Here is a 17,171-nt window from a genome sequence, read left to right as displayed (position 1 = left end):
GTGTCTGTTCCCAAACCCGACAATCGCTGGAACAATGCACGCACTTTGTCAGGCGTTTGCCCGGGGGAATTCAAGGGTGCAGATTCAGGGTCATTTCGAGCTTCAATTCGAGGCGGTTCGCGAGGCGTTCGCGGCCCTCTTCGACGATCCCCAGGAGCGCGGCGCCGCGCTCTGCATCCGGATCGGCGGGGAAACCGTGGTCGATCTCTGGGCCGGCACCGCCGACAAGGACGGTGCCGAGGCTTGGCACAGTGACACCATTGCCAACCTGTTCTCCTGCACCAAGACCTTTACCGCCGTCGCTGCGTTGCAACTGGTGGCCGAGGGCAAGTTGCAGCTGGACGTGCCGGTTGCCCGTTACTGGCCCGAGTTCGCCGCCGCCGGGAAAGAGCACATCACCTTGCGCCAGCTGCTTTGCCATCAGGCCGGCCTGCCGGCCCTGCGCGAGCTGCTGGCACCGGAAGCCCTCTACGACTGGCAGGTGATGGTCGATGCGCTGGCCGCCGAGGCGCCCTGGTGGACGCCCGGTGACGGCCACGGCTATGCGGCGATCACCTATGGCTGGCTGATCGGCGAGCTGTTGCGCCGGGCTGACGGCCGCGGGCCGGGCGAGTCCATCGCCGCGCGGATCGCGCGTCCGTTGGGGCTGGATTTCCATGTCGGCCTGCCGGATGAGGAATTCCACCGGGTGGCGCACATCGCCCGGGGCAAGGGCAATGTCGGTGATGCGGCGGCCCAGCGGCTGCTGCAGGTGACCATGCGCGAGCCGACGGCGATGACCACTCGTGCATTCACCAATCCGCCGTCTATCATGACCAGCACCAACAAACCGGAATGGCGGCGCATGCAGCAGCCGGCAGCCAATGGACACGGCAATGCGCGCAGCCTGGCCGGCTTCTACAGCGGCCTGCTCGATGGCAGCCTGCTAGAAGGCGAAATGCTCGACGAATTGACGCGCGAACACAGCCTGGGCATGGACCGGACCCTGCTGACCCAGACCCGTTTCGGCCTGGGCTGCATGCTGGACCAGCCGGATGTCGCCAACGCCACGTTCGGCCTCGGTGCCAGGGCTTTCGGACATCCGGGGGCAGGAGGCTCGGTCGGCTTTGCCGATCCGGAGCATGATGTCGCCTTCGGTTTCGTCACCAACACCCTGGGCCCGTACGTTCTGATGGACCCGCGGGCCCAGAAGCTGGTACGGATTCTGGCCGGCTGTCTGTAGAATGCGTGCGCAAAGCCCCAGGTCGGAACCCTGTGGCTTTTCTGCTTTCGAAACGTCTGTTTATACGGCCCTAGGGCCCTTGTAACTACTACTTCATTTTGTGGATCTCCAATGTCATCTAACAAGTCCCTCGCCCTGGCCCTTTGCCTGACCATCACCGGTTGCGCACAAACTCCACAAGATGCAGATGGCGGCCACTGGTGGTCGTTCGGTTCTTCGGACAAGGTGGCCGAGAAGGACGCTGCCCAGGCTTCGACCGGCGCGCCCGCTCCCGCGGCGGCCAAGGACGCCAAGGCCGCAGCACCTGCCGCTGCCAAGGCTGACGAGAAGCCGGTGCCCCTGGCGACTGCCGTCGCTGCCGCGACCAACCCGACGCCTCCTGCGGAAACCCACTGGTGGTGGCCGTTTGGCGGCTCGAACAAGGCCAAGGATGCCGACCAGCCGCCGGTCAAGGCCGTGCCGATGCCTGATCCGAAAATCACCCAGGCCTGGCTCGACGACCATGAGCCGCGTCTGCGCGCCGCTATCCAGGACACTTCGCTGAAGCTGGAACGCCGCGAGAACGTGCTGGTGGTGGTGGCCCCGATCGATGGTTTCTACAATCCCAAGCGTCCGGAAATGCTGCTGCCCATCACCCTTGGCCCGTTCTCCAAGGTTGCCAAGGCAGTCGAGTCCGACCCGCAAACCGCAGTACTGGTGTTGGGCCATGGTGACAACGTCCTGGGTACCGAAGCTGCCCAGTCCCTGAGCCAGCAACGTGCCCAGTCCATCGCGGCGATCTTCCGCCTCAGCGGCCTGCAGCGTGATCGCCTGATCCTGCGCGGCATGGGTTCGGTGATGCCACGTGCGGCCAACGACAGCAATGAAGGGCGTGCGCTGAACCGTCGCATGGAAATCATCCTGACTCCGCAGAACACTATGGTGGCCTTGCTGAGCAAGTACAGCATCCCGGCTCCGGCTCCAGTGCCGGCGACCATGGTCGCCGCCCAGGACGTCAAGCCTGCGGCAGCGGCTCCGGCAGCCAAGAAACCGGCTTCAGCCGCCAAGGGCAAGGCCGCCGCGGCCAAGAAAGCTCCGGCCAAGGCTCCGGCGAAAAAGGCTCCGGCCAAGAAAGCTGCGCCAGCCAAGGCGACTGTGGCGAAGAAAGACGCGGCAGCCGACAGCTCGGCCAAGAACTGATTCGCGACCGACCGATCCTGGATTGAAAAGGAAAGCGCCATGACCCAAGCCCTGGCCGATATGCGCCGCGACTACACCCGCGATGGCCTCACCGAGGCCCAGGCCCCGGCCGAGCCGTTCGCGCTGTTCCACCAGTGGTTCGCCGAGGCGGTGAAGACCGAACAGGCACCGGTGGAGGCCAACGCCATGACCCTGGCGACCGTCGACGAGGACGGTCGGCCACATTGCCGCATCCTGTTGCTCAAGGGCCTGGACGAACAAGGTTTTACCTTCTTCACCAACTACGAGAGCGACAAGGGCCGGCACCTGGCGGCGCGGCCGTTCGCGGCCATGACGTTCTTCTGGCCGACCCTGGAGCGCCAGGTGCGGATCGAGGGGCGGGTGGTCAAGGTCTCGCCAGAGGAATCGGATGCCTACTTCCAGGTGCGCCCGCTGGGTAGCCGCCTGGGGGCCTGGGCGTCACCGCAAAGCCGGGTGATCGCCGACCGTGCGGAACTGGAAGGCCTGCTTCAGGCCACCCAGGCCCGGTTCAGCGATACCCAGCCGCATTGTCCGGAGCACTGGGGCGGCTATCGCCTGCTGCCGGAACGCATCGAGTTCTGGCAGGGCCGTGCCAGCCGCCTGCATGACCGCCTCGACTATCGCCTGGCGGGCAATGGCTGGACGCGTTCGCGCCTGGCTCCCTAACCCGGAAACTCTGCAGCGGCGGCTTCCAGCCAACGCTGCAGATCCCGCCGCTTGACCTTCTGCTTCCTGGCATCCTCGAGACGCTGCAGCATGAACTTTTTTCGTGCCTCGTTGTCTCCCGCAAGAGATAATGCGAGGTCACGATCCATCCAACGTCTGGTTTTCACATACAGCCACCCGTGGAAATACAAACCGGCGGCAGTGGTGATGGCGATGATGAAGTAATCCATGACGGTCCTTGTGGCAGGCGGGGCGGGCGTTTTGAAAGCGCGCTACCCTGTGCCCGTTTCTGATGTGCGCCGAGTCTGTACTGGCGCTGAATGAAAGCCATTTTATCCGCAGGCTGTCGTGACAGAGGTCAAGCCGCGGAGTTTAATTGAACAATGTCCTTTTGGAGCTGCCTCCCATGCGTAAGTCTGTTCTGCTGATTGCTTCCTTCTCCACAATGGCCATGCTGCTCGGTGGTTGCACCAACAGCCTGACCGGCGATACCTATTCCCGTGATGAGGCCCGTCGCGTACAGACCATCCGCCTGGGTACCATCGAATCCCTGCGTCCGGTCCAGATCGAAGGCACCAACTCGCCAATCGGTGCCGGTGCCGGTGCGATCGTCGGTGGTGTTGGCGGCAGCGCCATCGGTGGCGGCCGCGGCAGTATCGTCACCGCGGTGATCGGTGCGGTGGCCGGTGGCGTTCTGGGCAACATGGCTGAAAAGGGCCTGACCAAGACCCAGGGCGTGGAAATCACCGTACGTGAAGATGACGGCAGCCTGCGTGCCTACGTGCAGGAAGTGGCGCCGAACGAGATCTTCCGTGTCGGCGAGCGTGTGCGTATCTCCACCGTCGGTGGTACCAGCCGCGTTTCCCACTGATCCCTGCGATCAGGCTGTAACAGAAAACCCCGGCCAGTTTCCTGGCCGGGGTTTTCTTTTGTCCGGAGCGTACCGGTCCGCTCCCTCACGGCGCCTGCCGCTGTAGGAGCAAATCTGCTCCGGCGATGGCAAGTCAGGTTCCCACAGGGTAAGTCTGCTCTTGCAATGGCAAGCCATGTTCCTATGGAAGGGCGCTGCGCCGGCTGGCCATGGCCGTGACCACGTAGCCGATCACTGCCGCGAGAATCGAACCGGTGAGGATACCCATGCGATCCATGCCGGCGTAGTCGCTGCTGCCCGGGATGAAAGCCAGGGAACCGACGAACAGGCTCATGGTGAAGCCGATCCCGCAGAGGACCGCCACACCGAGCAGTTGGCCCCAGTTGGCGCCCTGGGGCAGTGCCGCCATGCCGGCCTTGATCGCCAGCCAGGTCAGGCCGAATACCCCGATGGTCTTGCCGACCAGCAGGCCGGCGGCAATTCCCATCGGTACGTGATGGGTGAAGCTCTCCAGGCTGATGCCCACCAGCGATACACCGGCGTTGGCGAAGGCGAACAGTGGCAGGATGCCGAAGGCCACCCAGGGATGCAGGGCATGTTCCAGGTTCAGCAGGGGTGACGGCTCGGCGTTCTTCGTACGCAGCGGGATGCAGAACGCCAGGGTCACGCCTGCCAGGGTCGCATGGACGCCGCTCTTGAGCACGCAGACCCAGAGAATCAGGCCGATGATCAGATAGGGGCCGAGATTGATCACCCTCAGGCGATTCATCGCGATCAGGGCCAGCAGGCAGGTACCCGCCAGCAGCAGAGAAAGCTCCGACAACTGGCCGGAGTAGAACATCGCGATGACAATGATCGCCCCGAGGTCATCGATGATCGCCAGGGTCATCAGGAACAGCTTCAGCGACACCGGCACACGCTTGCCCAGCAGGGCCAGTACACCGAGGGCGAAGGCAATATCGGTGGCCATGGGAATCGCCCAGCCATCGAGTGCCGCCGGGTTCTCCCGGTTCATCAGCCAGTAGATCAGCGCTGGCACCACCATGCCGCCGATCGCCGCCGCGCCCGGCAGGACCACTTGCGAAGGCTTGGACAGATGGCCTTCCAGCACCTCGCGCTTGACCTCCAGGCCGATCAGCAGGAAAAACAGTGCCATCAGGCCATCGTTGATCCACAGCAGCAGCGGCTTGGCGATCTTCAGGGCGCCGACCTGGGCGACCACCGGAACCTCCAGGAAGCCGTTGTACAGGTGCGACAGCGGTGAGTTGTTGATAATCAGGGCCAGGACTGCAGCGGCAATCAATAACAGGCCGCTGGCGGCTTCCAACTGAAAGAACCGTGTGAAAGTGCTACGCAGGGGCAAGGTTCGCCCTCCATCGATGAAGTCAAAAGGTGGGACACCCAAACCCGTACCCTGAGTTGTTAAAGCAGAACCTGTATTTCTATTTGCGATAACCAGAAAGCTGGGGGATCAACTCATGGCAGCCTAGCAGTTACCTGTCCAAATGCGTCCTCACTGTATCTGTGCCGGTTGTAGGAAAATTCCTATAGTTGCTGCTGGGTGAATCTTTCACCTTGTTCTTTTCGTGGTTTGGCCTTCAGCTATGCGACGCCAGCCCGTCAGCGCCTTCGGGCGTGTCCGTGACAACGAGTAATCCATCATGAGCGATAACCGACAGTGGTCCCGGGAAGCGATCCGGATCATCGAGGCCGATTTCCAGCGCAGTGCCGATACCCACCTGATTCCCCTGCCATTGCCCGGGCTGCCGGGTATCGAATTGTATTTCAAGGATGAGTCCAGCCATCCCACCGGCAGCCTGAAGCATCGTCTGGCGCGCTCGCTGTTCCTCTATGCGCTGTGTAACGGCTGGCTGAAACCGGGAGCGCCGGTGATCGAGGCGTCCAGCGGTTCGACGGCGATCTCCGAGGCCTACTTCGCCCGGCTGCTGGGGCTGCCGTTCATTGCGGTGATGCCGGCAACCACGTCCCAGGAAAAAATCGCGCAGATCGCCTTCTACGGGGGCAAGAGCCATCTGGTACAGGACCCGACGCAGATCTACGCCGAGTCCGAACGCCTGGCCCGCGAGAGTGGCGGTCATTTCATGGACCAGTTCACCTATGCCGAGCGGGCCACCGATTGGCGGGCGAACAACAACATTGCCGAATCGATCTTCCAGCAGTTGCGCTTCGAGCGGCATCCTGAGCCGAGCTGGCTGATCTCCAGCCCTGGCACCGGCGGCACCACCGCGACCCTGGGCCGTTACGTGCGCTACCGCCAGCACTGCACCCGGGTACTGTGTGCCGATGCCGAGCGTTCGGTGTTCTTCGAGTATTACCAGAGCGGCGATGCCAGCCTGCGTCTGGACTGCGGTTCGCGGATCGAGGGTATTGGCCGGCCACGGGTCGAGGCGTCGTTCCTGCCCAAGGTCATCGATGCGATGGTCAAGGTGCCGGATGCCCTGTCGCTGGCGGCCATGCACTACCTGGCACGGCGCCTGGGGCGGCGGGTCGGCGGTTCCAGCGGGACCAACCTGATCGGTGCGCTGATGGCGGCACGGCAGATGGTCGAGGCCGGGGAGAGCGGTTCGATCGTGGCGATTCTCTGCGATGGTGGCGAGCGTTATGCCACGACCTATTACGACGAGGCCTGGCTCAAGGCCCAGGGGTATGCCCTGGGTGAGCTGATCGAGCAGGTGGCGGCCACGGTCGAGCGGGGCGAGGCGTTGCCCGGGAGCGTTCTGCGCGCGGGGATCTGAGGGTGGCTGGCGGTTGCCAGCCGCGAACCATCAGCTACAGGCTGAACCCGCCATCCAACGGGATGATATTGCCGGTCATATAGGCTCCGGCGGTGCTCGCCAGGCTGATGGCCAGCGCCGCCATCTCTTCCTCGCGGCCCCAGCGTTTCATCGGGATCAGCGCGCAATCCTGCGCCAGGGCCTGTTCGTCCTCGACGATATGCCGGGTCATCCTGCTCGGGAAGCGCCCGGGGGCGATCACGTTGACGTTGATATGCTGGCTCACCAGTTCCCGCGCCAGTATCCGCGACATCTGGTGCAGCGCCGCCTTGCTCGGGCCATAGGCGTAGGCCTGTTCCCCAAAGGAGGCGATCCCCGCCACCGAGCCGATGTTGATGATGCGTGCCGGATTCTCTGCCGACCCGGCCCGGCGCAGCAGTGGCAGCAACTGCTGGATGCAGCCGAACACCGCCGTGACGTTCAGTTGCATGACCTTCTCCCAGCCCTTGGCCGGGTAGCTGTCCAGCGGCGCTCCCCAGGTGGTGCCGGCGTTGTTCACCAGAATGTCCAGGTGGTCGACGAGCCCCGCCAACTGCGTGGCCAGTTCCATGACGCCCGCCTCGCTGGCCAGGTTGGCAGCCAGGGCATGGCAGCGGCCGAGGGCGCCAAGCTCCGCGGCGGTCTGCCGGCAGGCCTCGGCATCGCGAGCGCAGACATAGACCGTGGCACCGGCCTCGACATAGGCCTTGGCGATCATCCTGCCGATACCACGGGTGCCGCCGGTCACCAGAGCGGTGCGGCCTTGCAGGGAAAAGTAGGGGTGCATGGCGAGTCCTGAGCGGGAAAGGGTCGTCATACCCTAGCCGCCGGACTCGGCCAGTGGAGCCATTATTGCCCCGGGGAATGTCGCGTCATGCCCGTGGAACCGGCCGGCCCGCGCCGGCCTGGGTCACTGGCGTACACGCAGGGTCAGGCCCTTGAGGAAGTTGCGCAGCAACTGGTCGCCACAAGGACGGTAGTTGTTGTGGCCGACCTTGCGGAACAGCGCACTCAGTTCCGGCTTGGAAATCGGGAAGTCGACCGACTTGAGGATCGCGTGCAGGTCGTCTTCCTTGAGTTCGAACGCCACCCGCAGTTTCTTCAGGATGATGTTGTTGGTCACCGGCAGTTCGATCGGCAGCGGCGGGCGGCTGTCGTCCTTGCCGCGCTTGAAGATCACCAGACCGTCGAGGAAGTGGGCCATGACTTCGTCGGGGCAGTGCACGAAGCCTTCTTCGTCATCCTTTTTCAGGTAGCTGACGATATCGGTCCGGGAGGTTTCGAAACCGGTCAGCCTGATGATATCGGCGAGCTTGGCGTCGCTGATATCGAGCATGTAGCGCACGCTGCGCAGCACATCGTTGTGAATCATGGGGACAGTCCTGGGGGGGGGGGGTAGACGCCGCGTATCCGCAGCGGCGTTGAAATTAAAACTTTTCCTTGGGCGACAGGTAGCGCCACTGGCCGACCGGCACCTTGCCGATGGAGACACCGCCGAGACGAATCCGGCGGATGGCCACGACCTGGAGGCCGACGGCTTCGCAAAGCTGGGCGATCAGGCCCGGCTGCGGGTTCTTCAGGGCGAAGCGCAGGCGGTTTTCGTTCTGCCAACTGGCCTTGGCCGCCGGCAGTTCGCGACCCTTGACGGTGATACCGCGGCCAATTCGTTCCAGCCCGTTCTCGCTCATCTGGCCGCTGACTTCGACCACGTACTCCTGCTCGACCTTGGCGATATCCTCGGTCAGCTTGCGCAGGACCTTCCAGTCCTGGGTGAACACCAGCAGGCCGCTGGCATTGGCCTGCAGTTCGGCTGCACTGCTCAGGCGCAGGAAGTGCCCGCGCAACGGGCGCTTGCCGTAGCGGTGCTCCTCGGACAGGCTGGCGGCGCCCAGCAATTGGCGGGCGCTGTCGGTATCGAGGCCGGCGGGCTGGTTCAGCAGCAGGGTCACCGGCTCTGGCGCGGTGGCCTTGGCATTCGGGTCCAGCTCGACCTTCTGGCTGTCGACCTTGAACTGTGGCTCGTCGATGACGTCGCCGTCGACCGTGACCCAGCCACCCTCGATGAACAGCTCGGCCTCCCGGCGGGAGCAGCCGACCAGCTCGATGAGGCGTTTGGAAAGGCGAATGGGTTCAGACATGACAGCGGCCGTAACGAAAAAGGGCTGTCATTGTACCTGCCCGGCCCTCACAGCAGGCGAGTTTGTTTCCCGCTCAGCGTTTCAGTTGCAGGTGCAGCAGTGGATACGGCTGCCCCATACCGTCGTGCTCCGAACGCCCGACCACCTCGAAACCCTGTTTGAAGTAGAAGCCGATGGCCTGTGGATTCTGTTCGTTGACGTCTAGCCGGTCGGCGTTCAGATGGTCGATCGCATACCACAGCAGCAGCTTGCCCAGGCCCTGCCCGCGGTGTGGCGGGGCGATGAAGAGCATCTCCACCTTGCCTGCCGCGACGCCGGCGAAGCCGCTGATCCGCTGGCGTGAATCGCGGGTGCAGATCAGCATCACCGCGTCCAGGTAGCGCGTCAGCACCAGGTTCTTCAGCAGCTCGATGTAGCTGTCCGGGAGAAAATCGTGGGTGGCACGTACGGAGGCTTCCCAGACCTCGGTCAATTCCAGGTAGTCGTTCGGCCTGGGGGTGTAGATGGCTGAGTGCTGGCGCATGTCGCCGTTTCCTTGTCTGACGCGAGGCGGGTCGTTCAGCCAAACGATAGTCGTAAAAAAGCCCCGCATCTCGTGGAAAGAGCGGGGCTTTTCGACTTTTTTACGGCTTACAGGCGCTCGGCCCAGAGATCGTACTCGTCGGCGTCGGTCACCCGGCACCAGATCTTGTCGCCCGGCTTGAGGTCGCCGGCACCGTCGATGAACACGTTGCCGTCGATTTCCGGTGCGTCGAAGAAGCAGCGGCCAACGGCGCCGTTTTCGTCGACTTCGTCGATCAGCACTTCGATTTCCTTGCCGATGCGCTGTTGCAGGCGAGCCGAGCTGATGGCCTGCTGGTGCGCCATGAAACGCTCCCAACGGTCCTGCTTGACCTCGTCCGGGACCACGTCCAGGCCCAGGTCATTGGCCGGGGCGCCTTCGACCGGCGAGTACTGGAAGCAGCCGACGCGATCGAGCTGGGCCTCGGTCAGCCAGTCGAGCAGATACTGGAAGTCTTCCTCGGTTTCGCCGGGAAAGCCCACGATAAAGGTCGAACGGATGATCAGTTCCGGGCAGATCTCGCGCCAGTTCTTGATCCGCGCCAGGGTCTTGTCCTCGAACGCCGGGCGTTTCATGGCCTTGAGCACTTTGGGGCTGGCGTGCTGGAACGGGATGTCCAGGTACGGCAGGATCTTGCCGGCGGCCATCAGCGGGATCAGTTCGTCGACGTGCGGGTACGGGTAGACGTAGTGCAGGCGCACCCAGACGCCCAGGCTGCTCAGGGCTTCGCACAGCTCGGTCATGCGGGTCTTGACCGGGGCGCCGTTCCAGAAGCCGGTGCGGTACTTCACGTCGACGCCGTAGGCACTGGTGTCCTGGGAGATCACCAGCAGTTCCTTGACGCCGGCCTTGACCAGGCGCTGGGCTTCGTCGAGGACGTCACCGACCGGGCGGCTGACCAGCTTGCCGCGCATCGACGGGATGATGCAGAAGCTGCAGCTGTGGTTGCAGCCTTCGGAAATCTTCAGGTAGGCGTAATGGCGTGGGGTCAGCTTGACGCCCTGTGGCGGCACCAGGTCGATCAGCGGGTTGTGGTCCTGGCGTGGCGGCACCACCTCGTGCACCGCGCCGACCACCTGCTCGTACTGCTGCGGGCCGGTCACCGCCAGCACGCTGGGGTGTACCTCGCGGATGTTGCCTTCTTCCACGCCCATGCAGCCGGTGACGATGACCTTGCCGTTTTCCTTGATCGCTTCACCGATCACTTCCAGGGACTCGGCCTTGGCACTGTCGATGAAACCGCAGGTGTTGACCACCACGACATCGGCGTCCTGGTAGGTGGAGACGACGTCATAGCCTTCCATGCGCAGTTGCGTGAGGATGCGCTCGGAGTCCACGAGGGCCTTCGGGCAACCAAGACTTACGAATCCGACCTTGGGATTGGCCGGCGCGGTGGGGGTGGACATGTCTAACCTCGGTTGGGGTGTCAGGTCGTTCGGCGACGCGCAGGGTCGGCGGCGACGGGCGCTTGCCGCGCCTCTGATCAAAAAGTGCGCAATTCTAGCGGCGGACGCGGCACTTGAACAGCTTTATGGAGGGAAATGCGACGAGTGCTGCGCTATGCTTCGCCGCGTTGCGCTTCGCTGTTATTTTTTGTTTCAAATTACCGGCAAAAGATTGAGCATCGGCAACGGTAGCAAAAGCAGCGCATGCTGCACTGACATGCTGAACTGAAAAAAGAATAGTGCTTCTTTGAAGAAGCCCCGGTCCGGGTTGTGGGGGAGTAGTTGATGGGTCAGGCAGTGAGTCAGGCGCAAGCCGGGCACCCGGCGGCGAAGCCGCTGGGCATGCTGGTTGCCGCGGTGGGGGTGGTGTACGGCGATATCGGCACCAGCCCGTTGTATACCCTCAAGGAGGTGTTCGCCGGCGGCTACGGGGTTCAGGTCAATCACGATGGCGTCTTCGGGATTCTGGCACTGATTTTCTGGTCGTTGATCTGGGTGGTCTCGATCAAGTACGTGTTGTTCATCCTGCGCGCGGACAACCAGGGTGAGGGCGGGATCATGGCCCTGACCGCGCTGGCGCGAAGCGCGTCGGCGTCCTACCCGCGGTTGCGGGCGATACTGATCATTCTCGGTCTGATCGGCGCGGCGCTGTTTTACGGTGACAGCATGATCACGCCGGCGATCTCGGTGCTGTCGGCGGTGGAGGGCCTGGAGCTGGCTTTCGATGGCCTGGAGCACTGGGTGGTGCCCCTGGCGCTGATTGTGCTGGTGGGGTTGTTCCTGATCCAGAAACACGGCACGGCGAGCATCGGCAAGCTTTTCGGCCCGGTGATGGTCGCCTGGTTCCTGGTGCTGGCGTTCCTGGGGGTGCATGGTATCGCTCAGCATCCGGAGGTGCTCAGCGCGCTGAACCCGATGTGGGGTGTGCGCTTCTTCATCGTGCATCCCGGCATGGGCGTGGCGATCCTTGGCGCCGTGGTGCTGGCGCTGACCGGTGCCGAGGCGCTGTATGCCGACATGGGGCACTTCGGTCGCAAGCCCATCGCCCGTGCCTGGTTCGCCCTGGTGCTGCCGGCGCTGGTGCTGAACTATTTCGGCCAGGGTGCCCTGCTGCTGGAGAACCCGGAGGCGGCGCGCAACCCGTTCTACCTGCTGGCACCGTCCTGGGCACTGATCCCGCTGGTGGGACTGTCGACCCTGGCCACGGTGATCGCCTCCCAGGCGGTGATTTCCGGAGCCTTCTCGCTGACCCGCCAGGCGATCCAGCTCGGCTATATCCCGCGCATGTACATCCAGCACACCTCGAGCGCCGAGCAGGGGCAGATCTACATCGGAGCGGTGAACTGGACCCTGATGGTTGGCGTGATCCTGCTGGTGCTCGGTTTCGAATCGTCCAACGCACTGGCTTCGGCCTACGGCGTGGCGGTGACCGGCACCATGCTGATCACCAGTATCCTGGTGTCGGCGGTGATGCTGCTGTTGTGGAAATGGCCACCGATTCTCACCGTGCCGATCCTGGTCGGGTTCCTGCTGGTGGATGGCTTGTTCTTCGCCGCCAACGTGCCGAAGATCGTCCAGGGCGGGGCTTTCCCGGTGCTGGCGGGGATCGTGCTGTTCCTGTTGATGACCACCTGGAAGCGCGGCAAGGAGCTGCTGGTCGATCGCCTCGACGAAGGTGGCCTGCCACTGCCGATCTTCATCGGCAGTATCCGCGTGCAGCCGCCGCACCGTGTGCAGGGTACGGCGGTGTTCCTCACCGCGCGCCCGGATGCGGTGCCCCATGCCTTGCTGCATAACCTGTTGCACAACCAGGTGCTGCACGAGCAGGTGGTGCTGCTCACGGTGGTCTACGAGGATATTCCGAGGGTGCCGGCCCAGCGTCGCTTCGAGGTCGACGCCTATGGCGAGGGCTTCTTCCGGGTCATTCTGCACTTCGGTTTCACCGACGAGCCCGACGTGCCGGAAGCGTTGAAGCTGTGCCATCTCGACGAGCTGGATTTCAGCCCGATGCGTACCACCTACTTCCTCAGCCGCGAGACCGTGATTGCCTCGAAACTGGTCGGCATGGCCCGCTGGCGCGAGTCGCTGTTCGCCTTCATGCTGAAGAATGCCAACGGCAACCTGCGGTTCTTCAAGCTGCCGGTCAACCGGGTGATCGAGCTGGGGACCCAGGTCGAGATGTAATCCCGGAGCATGAAAAAGCCCCCGTTACCTGGCGGTAGCGGGGGCTTTTTTATCGGTCTGGCTTGAGCCTACTCAGCCTTGTCCTTGTTCTGGCGCTTGTCGATCGCCGCGATCAGGCGCTTGGCCAGTGCCGGATAGTTCTCGTCGAAGTGGTGCCCGCCTGGCAGTTCCATCGGCTCGCCCACGGCGGTCTTGGTGGTGCAGCCGCTTTCGTCGACCTCTTCCTTGCCGTAGATGCACAGCACCTTGGCTGCTGGCAGCCTGGCCATGTCGGGGCCGGTGTCCAGCTCCATGCCGGCCTTGCCCAGCCAGCCGTCGACGTGGATCTCGAAGCTGCCGCTGCGGGCGAAGGCCAGCAGGATAATCGCGTCCACCCGCTGTTGTTCGGCTTCCGGCAGGTGGTTGTAGATCGCCGGCAGTACGTCCGCGCCAAACGAGTAACCGGTCAGCACGAAGCGCTTGGTGCCCCATTTCTGCCGGTAGTGCTGCATCAGTTCGGTCAGGTCGACGGCGCTCTGTTCCGGGCTCTTGTGTTGCCAGTAGTAGCGCAGGGTGTCGATGCCGACCACCGGGTAGCCCATCTTCGCCATTTCGCCGGCGACGTCACGGTCCAGGTCGCGCCAGCCACCGTCGCCGGAAAGGAACAGGGTCACTGTGTCGGTGGTCTGGCCGGCCGGCACCTCGACCACCGGGATCGCCAGGCCGCCGTTCTCGTTGCCCACCAGCATCTTGCGCAGTTCGTTGTTCAGGACCTGCGGCAGATGGATGTCGTAGTCGCTGATGCTGGTCTCGGCGTTGGGTTGATCGCGCACGAAGGCCGCGCTCGGATCGTCCGGACCGTCGTTCCAGGCCACCAGCCAGTGGCCATGGGCCGCGGTTTTCGGTACTGGCGTGCTGCAGCCCGGCTGCTCGAGGGTGAAACCGACCGAGATGGCCTGGGCCTTGTCGTTGCTCTGGCTGGCCAGCCAGTTCCAGGCCAGGGAGGCGCCGGGGCCGATGCCGGTGACCACGGTGGCCGGACCGTTCAACTGCTTCATCGCCGCGTCGAGCGCAGCCTGCTGCAGCTTGCAGTCGTCCTTGGGCAGGATCACCTGGACAATCTGCGCCGAGCCACCGCGGCTCAGGGCCGCCAGTTGCTTGTCGCTCAGGGCGTCTTCGGCGAGCGTGGCAACGATGACCTGGGCCTTGGGCTTGGTGCCGGGAATCAGGCGGGTCAGGGGCGAGCCATCGGGCTGGGCCAGGTGTTCGATGGCCGGTTCCGGCGCGGGACGCTTCGAGAACCAGTAGCCGACGCCGAGAAGCGCGGCCAGGACTACCACTATTACCAGTACAAACCGCCAGGAGCGTCGAATCATCAGCGTTTCACCAATCCAGTCAAGCCACCCGCGATCAGGGCAGCGGTATCGGCCAGGGCGACCAGCGGATCGAGTCCGGCTGGTACGGCCATGTAACGGGGTTCCCAGTCAGGCTGGAACTTGTCCTTGAAGCGGCGCAGCCCCTGGAAGTTGTAGAGCTGCTCGCCGCGCTGGAACACCATCGAGCCCAGGCGCTGGGTCAGTGGTGCACCCCGCCGCGGTTGCAGGCCGGAGAGCGGCACCATGCCAAGGCTGAAGCGGGCATAGCCCTGCTGCTTGTAGTGCTGGATCAGGCCGACCATCAGGAACTCCATGGTCAGCTTCGGTGCATCGGGGTGCGAGCGCATCAGGTCGAGGCTGGCCAGCTCGTGGCTGTGGGTCTCGAGCAGGTTGGCGAACGCCACCGGGCGACCTTCGAAGTGGATGATCGCCACCCGGAAGTGATTGATGTAGTCCGTGCTGAAGCGGCCCAGGGAGAAGCCTTTCTCGCGGACGTTCTTGCCGGTCAGCCAGGCGTCGGAGATCACCTTGAGCTCGTCCATCGGTGCCTGTCCCGGCTCGTAGATCTCCAGGGACAGGCCGTCGCGGCTGCCACGGTTCCAGGTGTAGCGCAGGTCCTTCATCTCCTTGCCCTTGGACTCGAGGTCGAAGCGCTTGAGATCGACCCGGGCCTCTTCGCCGAGCTTGATGGCGGTCAGGCCGATGTCCATGTAGTACGGCAGGTTTTCGGCGCGAACCTGATAGAACACCGGACGGGCGTGATGGGTGTCGCACAGGTCGCGGAACTGCCAGATCAGTTCGGCACGCTGGCGCGCCGGGCCGATCGGGTCGTATAGCGCCACCAGGCTGCGGCCGCGGCGGGCATACATGAGGAAGGCGGTATCGCTGGGGTGGAACAGGAACGCCTTGTCGCCGGTCAGCGCCAGGCCGCCGTCGGGCTGGTCGGAGGCCAGCAGGATCTTGTGGGCGCGCTCCAGTTCTTCGGCGTTGGGCTGGTGGATCACCGGGCGTTCGGTGCGCAGCAACCACGTCAGCGAGACCACCACCAGCAGCACGGCGGCGCCCAGCAACGAGCGCAGGCCACGGGGGGCGTCACCATCCAGTGCGAACTGCCACCACAGTTCATGGCTGTAGGGCACGTCCTGGTAGGCGAACAGCAGCAGCCATACCGACGCGCCGAGTACACACAGGCTGGCCACCAGGTACAGCGGCGAGAACGGCAGTTCGGTCAGGCGGCTGGGGCGGTAGAAGGAGCGGCGGAACATGCCCAGCAGGCAGGCGGTGGCCGTCAGCATGCTGGCTTCTTCCCAGTCGAAGCCCTTGAGCAGCGAAAGCAGGGCGCCGACCAGCAGCAGGATCATGGTCAGCATCCAGGCGGCCGACAGGCGCCGGCGCAGGCCCTGGGCCAGCAGCAGGCAGAGTACGCCGACCAGGCTGGCACCGAAGTGCGAGGCGTCGATCAGGCGGTCCGGCACCAGGAAGTCGATACCTTCCAGGCGGGTGTCGATTTCCGGGGTGGCGCCGGAGAACAGCAGGGCCACACCGGAGAGGAAGACCAGTACCGCGAGGATCGGCGCGGCCAGGCCGGAGGCCACGCGCATGCTCTGGCGCGAGGCGATCAGGCGCTGGGCTTCGGTGCTCAGCAGCGCCAGGCAGGCCAGCAGCAGCGGCAGCAGTACGTAGATCAGACGATACAGCAGCAGCGCCGCAGCCAGTGGTGCCGCGCCCAGTTCATTGGTGAAGGCGGCCAGCAGGATCGCTTCGAACACCCCGACACCGCCGGGCACGTGGCTCAGTACCCCGGCCGCCAGCGCCAGCAGGTAGACCAGCAGGAAGGCACCGAACGGCGGCGCCTCCGGCAGCAGCAGATAGAGCACGGTGGCCGCCGCCGCCACGTCCAGGGCGGTGATGACCAGTTGCAGCAGGGTCAGGCGCGCACTGGGCAGGCGCAGGGTCCGGCGGCCGACCTTGACCAGCAGATTGTTCGGAATCGGTTGTTCCGGCAGGCGACGGCGATAGATGCCCAGCGCCAGCAGTGCGGACAGACCGAGGATGGCAACGGCGATGCCGCCCAGCAGATAGGGCGGCAGGTGCAGGGCCTGGGAGGCCGCCGGCAGGTTGCTCAGGGTCGCCAGGGCAGCCAGCGGTGGCAGGGCGCAGCCCAGCGACAGGCTGGCGAACAGGGTCATCCGTGCGACTTCGGCGGCGCCCAGGCCATTGCGGGCGTAGAGACGGTAGCGGACCGAACCGCCGGAGAGCAGCGACAGGCCGATGGCATTGCCGATGGCGAAGGCAGTGAAGCCGCCGAGCATCAGTGTCTTGCCGGGCAGTTGGACATCCGCGTAGCGGCTGGCGGACCACTCATAGCCGAGCAGGATGAGGAAGCCGATGGCGGTGGCCGCCACCGCTCCGCCCAGGGCCGGCTTGGGCACGCTCATGATCGAGTCGTGCAGTGCATCCAGGTCCAGCTCCATCAGCAGATGGCGACAGGCGACCAGGGCAATGGCGAACAGCAGCAGGGTGACGGCCAGGCCGACGGATTGGCGATATTTGCTCAACAGATCCAGCCAGCGCAAACGGGTGGCTGCAATCGGGTGTGTCGCTGTGACGGAGTCTTGTGGTTCAGACGAGTTGGCGCGCATCAATCACCTCTAGGATTGTGCGCGACAGGATGGAGGTATCCAGCCAAGTTACCAATCCCTATGGACAAAATAATTACAAATATTAACGCGTCTCGCCGCTTTGCGGCGACCC

15 protein-coding genes are annotated in these 17,171 nt (G+C 64.2%); 6 read left to right on the top strand and 9 right to left on the bottom strand.

Going from position 1 to position 17,171, the window contains the following annotated elements; all coding sequences use genetic code 11:
• The first annotated feature begins 76 nt into the window (after nt 1-76).
• The 3 genes from ACMGT0_RS25675 (at nt 77) to pdxH (ending at nt 3,088) form a co-directional block, all read left to right on the top strand.
• Nucleotides 77-1,222 carry a serine hydrolase domain-containing protein gene (locus tag ACMGT0_RS25675; protein ID WP_416770333.1) on the top strand — a complete coding sequence of 382 codons (1,146 nt, stop codon included), beginning with the start codon at nt 77-79 and terminating at the stop codon, nt 1,220-1,222.
• 111 nt (nt 1,223-1,333) lie between these two features.
• Complete coding sequence (locus ACMGT0_RS25670) at nt 1,334-2,401, top strand: OmpA family protein (RefSeq protein ID WP_054056639.1); 1,068 nt, start codon at nt 1,334-1,336, stop codon at nt 2,399-2,401.
• A gap of 39 nt (nt 2,402-2,440) precedes the next feature.
• On the top strand, nt 2,441-3,088 hold the full coding sequence (gene pdxH, locus ACMGT0_RS25665; RefSeq protein ID WP_054056640.1) for a pyridoxamine 5'-phosphate oxidase: 648 nt from the start codon (nt 2,441-2,443) through the stop codon (nt 3,086-3,088).
• Here the strand turns inward: pdxH and ACMGT0_RS25660 are convergent.
• Entirely contained in the window at nt 3,085-3,318 is a 234-nt protein-coding gene (locus ACMGT0_RS25660; protein WP_054056641.1) for a hypothetical protein, read from the bottom strand. The genes pdxH and ACMGT0_RS25660 overlap by 4 nt on opposite strands.
• A gap of 176 nt (nt 3,319-3,494) precedes the next feature.
• Here ACMGT0_RS25660 and ACMGT0_RS25655 point away from each other — a divergent pair, with 176 nt between their 5' ends.
• Nucleotides 3,495-3,959, top strand: a complete 465-nt coding sequence (locus ACMGT0_RS25655) for a glycine zipper 2TM domain-containing protein (RefSeq protein WP_010450521.1) — start codon at nt 3,495-3,497, stop codon at nt 3,957-3,959.
• Nucleotides 3,960-4,140: 181 nt separating this feature from the next.
• Here ACMGT0_RS25655 and nhaA read toward each other — a convergent pair whose 3' ends face one another.
• Nucleotides 4,141-5,322: a Na+/H+ antiporter NhaA gene (gene nhaA / locus ACMGT0_RS25650; RefSeq protein ID WP_273820229.1), complete on the bottom strand. Its 1,182-nt coding sequence runs from the start codon at nt 5,320-5,322 to the stop codon at nt 4,141-4,143.
• Between the two features lie 295 nt (nt 5,323-5,617).
• Between nhaA and ACMGT0_RS25645 the strand changes: the two genes are divergently transcribed.
• Complete coding sequence (locus ACMGT0_RS25645) at nt 5,618-6,715, top strand: PLP-dependent cysteine synthase family protein (RefSeq protein WP_192842647.1); 1,098 nt, start codon at nt 5,618-5,620, stop codon at nt 6,713-6,715.
• 34 nt (nt 6,716-6,749) lie between these two features.
• On the opposite strand, the gene ACMGT0_RS25640 is transcribed toward ACMGT0_RS25645, so the two are convergent.
• From ACMGT0_RS25640 to rimO, 5 genes are all read right to left on the bottom strand, one after another.
• Nucleotides 6,750-7,520, bottom strand: a complete 771-nt coding sequence (locus ACMGT0_RS25640; protein WP_416770330.1) for an SDR family oxidoreductase — start codon at nt 7,518-7,520, stop codon at nt 6,750-6,752.
• Nucleotides 7,521-7,643: 123 nt separating this feature from the next.
• Complete coding sequence (locus ACMGT0_RS25635) at nt 7,644-8,105, bottom strand: DUF1456 family protein (protein ID WP_054056645.1); 462 nt, start codon at nt 8,103-8,105, stop codon at nt 7,644-7,646.
• A gap of 55 nt (nt 8,106-8,160) precedes the next feature.
• Nucleotides 8,161-8,871 (bottom strand): rRNA pseudouridine synthase, encoded by a 711-nt coding sequence (locus tag ACMGT0_RS25630; RefSeq protein WP_054056646.1) that lies wholly within the window; start codon nt 8,869-8,871, stop codon nt 8,161-8,163.
• A 73-nt stretch (nt 8,872-8,944) separates the two neighbouring features.
• Nucleotides 8,945-9,394, bottom strand: a complete 450-nt coding sequence (locus ACMGT0_RS25625) for a GNAT family N-acetyltransferase (protein WP_054056647.1) — start codon at nt 9,392-9,394, stop codon at nt 8,945-8,947.
• Nucleotides 9,395-9,501: 107 nt separating this feature from the next.
• A complete protein-coding gene (rimO, locus tag ACMGT0_RS25620; RefSeq protein WP_054056648.1) occupies nt 9,502-10,839 on the bottom strand; it encodes a 30S ribosomal protein S12 methylthiotransferase RimO in 1,338 nt (445 codons plus the stop codon).
• A 324-nt stretch (nt 10,840-11,163) separates the two neighbouring features.
• Here rimO and ACMGT0_RS25615 point away from each other — a divergent pair, with 324 nt between their 5' ends.
• Nucleotides 11,164-13,062: a potassium transporter Kup gene (locus tag ACMGT0_RS25615; protein ID WP_054056649.1), complete on the top strand. Its 1,899-nt coding sequence runs from the start codon at nt 11,164-11,166 to the stop codon at nt 13,060-13,062.
• Nucleotides 13,063-13,130: 68 nt separating this feature from the next.
• Here the strand turns inward: ACMGT0_RS25615 and ACMGT0_RS25610 are convergent, their stop codons facing one another.
• The gene (locus tag ACMGT0_RS25610; protein ID WP_054056650.1) at nt 13,131-14,417 is read right to left on the bottom strand and encodes a virulence factor family protein; all 1,287 of its coding nucleotides are present in this window, start codon (nt 14,415-14,417) and stop codon (nt 13,131-13,133) included.
• The gene (gene mprF, locus ACMGT0_RS25605; RefSeq protein ID WP_273820240.1) at nt 14,417-17,059 is read right to left on the bottom strand and encodes a bifunctional lysylphosphatidylglycerol flippase/synthetase MprF; all 2,643 of its coding nucleotides are present in this window, start codon (nt 17,057-17,059) and stop codon (nt 14,417-14,419) included. Before mprF ends, ACMGT0_RS25610 begins: the two co-directional genes overlap by 1 nt.
• Between the last annotated feature and the right edge of the window lie 112 nt (nt 17,060-17,171).

The sequence above is a fragment of the Pseudomonas sp. RHF3.3-3 genome, assembly GCF_048069595.1.
Lineage (GTDB): Bacteria > Pseudomonadota > Gammaproteobacteria > Pseudomonadales > Pseudomonadaceae > Aquipseudomonas > Aquipseudomonas fuscovaginae_B.
The sequence above is the reverse complement of the archived record's forward strand: the minus strand, read 5'-3'. Positions and strand labels throughout refer to the sequence as shown.